The 2,968-nt window shown below is 71.0% G+C and carries 2 protein-coding genes; both read left to right on the top strand.

What is annotated here, in order from left to right; all coding sequences use genetic code 11:
• Window positions 1-197 precede the first annotated feature (197 nt).
• Window positions 198-1,226, top strand: a complete 1,029-nt coding sequence (locus tag V7053_RS18535) for a mandelate racemase/muconate lactonizing enzyme family protein (protein WP_334173728.1) — start codon at window positions 198-200, stop codon at window positions 1,224-1,226.
• Complete coding sequence (locus V7053_RS18530) at window positions 1,223-2,725, top strand: aldehyde dehydrogenase (NADP(+)) (RefSeq protein WP_334173727.1); 1,503 nt, start codon at window positions 1,223-1,225, stop codon at window positions 2,723-2,725. Before V7053_RS18535 ends, V7053_RS18530 begins: the two co-directional genes overlap by 4 nt.
• The last annotated feature ends 243 nt before the right edge of the window (window positions 2,726-2,968 follow it).

Genomic DNA, 2,968 nt, shown 5'->3' with positions numbered 1-2,968 from the left:
GAGCTCGAGCGGATCCTCGCCGTGGGGCGCGAACTCGCTGGGGACGCCGTCGCTGGGGACGCCGTCGCTGGGTCCCGGGCGGACCGGACCGACGACGACGAGCTGGCAGTTCGGTGAGCAGCGCATCCGAGCCGGTGCTCGCCTCGGTCGCAACTCGCGTTTTGACCCCCCGGCTTCCGCGGCCCTGGGGACCTGACGTGCCCGAGGTGCACTTCGTCGTCGTCGAGGTCGCGGATTCGGACGGAGCAATGGGAACCGGTTTCAGCTGGACTCCCACGGTCGGCGCGCGGGCGGTGGAGAGCCTGCTCCACCACGATATCGCTCCCCAGGCCCTCAACGGGCCGACCCATCCCGAGGCAGTCTGGGACAGACTATGGGGCCACCTCCACGAAGCCGGGGGCGGAGGGCTGACGACGATCGCTCTCGCTGGCCTCGACCTCGCGCTGTGGGACCTCTTGGGGAAGCGGCTGGGCACGTCCGTCGTCGACCTGCTCGGCCGCCGTCGTTCGGTCCTTCCGGCCTACGGAAGCGGGGTCAACCTCCACTACCCGCTCGATGAACTGCTCGATCAGGTGCGCCGATGGATCGACGCCGGGTACGGAGGCGTCAAGATCAAGGTCGGCCGGCCCGAGCTCGCGGAAGACATAGAGCGGGTAGCCGCGGTGCGCGAACTGATCGGGCCGCGCCGCCGGCTCATGGTGGACGCCAACCAGCGGTGGGACCTGCCGACCGCTCGGCGCGCCGCGAGAGCCCTTGAACGCTTCGACCCCCATTGGCTCGAGGAACCGCTTCGGGCCGAGGACCTCGAAGGCCACGTCCAGTTGCGGCGGAGTTCCCGGGTCCCCCTTGCCGTCGGCGAGAACCTGCACACGCTCCAGCGGTTCCGCGAGTACATCGCGGCCGGCGCGTGCGACATCATCCAGCCCAACATCGTGCGGGTCGGGGGCATCACGCCCTTCCGCCGCATCGCCGCCCTCGCCCTGAGCGGGTCCACCGGACTTGCTCCGCACCTCCTCACCGACCTCTCGGCCCAACTGGCCGCGACCCTTCCCGGACAGACGGAAGTCGAGGAGGTCGAGGACACTGCCTTCGAGACCCTCGGTGTCCTCGCCACGCCCTCGCCCGTGCGCCGCAAGGGCGCCCAGGTGATCATCGAGAACGCGCCCGGGCTAGGGCTCGAATTCGCGGACCTTCCAACCTTTGTGCGCCGTCAGGAGAAGCTATGACCACCATCCCCACCGAAGCTGTCGTCCCCGCCCGTGTAGAGGACAGCGCGCCCGAGCTCGTGGCCGCTGCCGTGGATGCTGCCCAGGGCGCGTCCGCCGCGAGCGCCTCGGCAAACGATGCCGATCGCGCCCGCTGGCTCGAGGCGGTCGCCGACGCCCTCGACGACGCGCGGGACGAACTGGTAGAAATCGCTTCCCGAGAGAGCCACCTCCCGATCCCGCGCCTCACCGGCGAGGTCGCGCGGACCACGGGCCAGCTGCGGCTCTTTGCCGCCGTCGTCCGCGACGGCGCGTACCTCGAAGCGATCATCGACCGCGCGCGACCCGAGGCGACCCCGCCCCAGCCCGACCTGCGCCGGATCCTCAGACCCCTCGGACCCGTCGCCGTCTTCTCCGCGAGCAACTTCCCCTTCGCGTTCTCGGTTGCGGGGGGCGACACGGCCAGTGCGCTCGCCGTGGGCTGTCCCGTCGTCGTGAAGGGCCATTCTGGGCATCCGGAGCTTTCGGTGCGAACCGCGCGCCTCGTCGCGGAAGCGCTTTCTCGCGCAGGCGCCCCGGCCGGGATCTTCGGTTTGGTCTTGGGGCGTGAGGCGGGCCAGGCCTTGGTCCAGGCTCCCGGCATCAAGGCCGTGGGATTCACGGGCTCCCTTTCCGGAGGCCGGGCCCTGTTCGACCTTGCGAGCTCGAGGCCCGAGCCGATCCCGTTCTACGGCGAACTCGGATCGATCAATCCCGTCGTCATCACCCCCGCCGCTGCACTGGCTCGCACGGCCGAACTTGCGGCGGGACTTGCCGGCTCGTTCACCCTGGGCGTGGGCCAGTTCTGCACCAAGCCGGGCGTCGTGCTCGTCCCTGCCGGATCCGGTTTCGAGTCCGCCCTCGCCGCCGAGGCGTCAGCGCACGACGGCGGTCCGATGCTCACGGCGCGCATCGCCGCAGCGTTCCCCCAAGGAGTGCAGCGGCTCGTCGCCGAGGGTGGCGCCGCCGTGGTGCTGGGGGAGGCTGCCCAGGAAGCCAGCGACGGGTCCGCGAGCCCTGTGGTGCTGGCCGTCGACGCCGCGCGCGTCGTCGAACGCCCCGACGTTCTCCTCGAGGAGTGCTTCGGGCCCGCGACGCTCCTTGTCCGGTACCGCGACGAGGCCGAGCGCGACGCAGTTCTCGACGCAGTCGGCGGATCGCTCACGGCGACGCTTCACGCAGAGGCGGGCGAGGACGTCGCCGCGCTCGCCGACCGTCTGGCTGAGCATGCTGGCCGCGTCCTCTTCGGCGGGTGGCCGACGGGGGTCGCGGTCACATGGTCGCAGCACCACGGCGGGCCGTGGCCGGCCACGACGTCGGCGCTCCACACTTCGGTGGGGGCGACGGCGGTGCGCCGGTTCCAGCGGCCCGTGACCTTCCAGGACGCGCCCCAAGGAGTCCTTCCGGCGGCACTCCGAGACGAGAACCCGCTGGGGATCCTCCGCCGAGTGGACGGGACTTTGACGCGCGCGGCCCTCTGACCGGCGATCTGCCGGGACCTGCGCCGGGTTCCCCGACTCCACCGCCAGCCTCCCCAACTTCCGCTCGGCTTCCCCAGCTCCACCATCGGCTTCCCCGGGACCTGCGCCGGGTTCCCCAGTATCCGCGCCAGCTTCCTCATTACCCGGGCCGCCTTCCCCAGGAACTCAAAGGACGACGGCGGAGGTCACGGGAGTGTCTCAGAAACGGTGTTTGGGTCCGGCGTTCTTCTAGCTGACGGGTCG

It is taken from the genome of Sinomonas sp., assembly GCF_036848755.1.
Lineage (GTDB): Bacteria > Actinomycetota > Actinomycetes > Actinomycetales > Micrococcaceae > Sinomonas.
The sequence above is the reverse complement of the archived record's forward strand: the minus strand, read 5'-3'. Positions and strand labels throughout refer to the sequence as shown.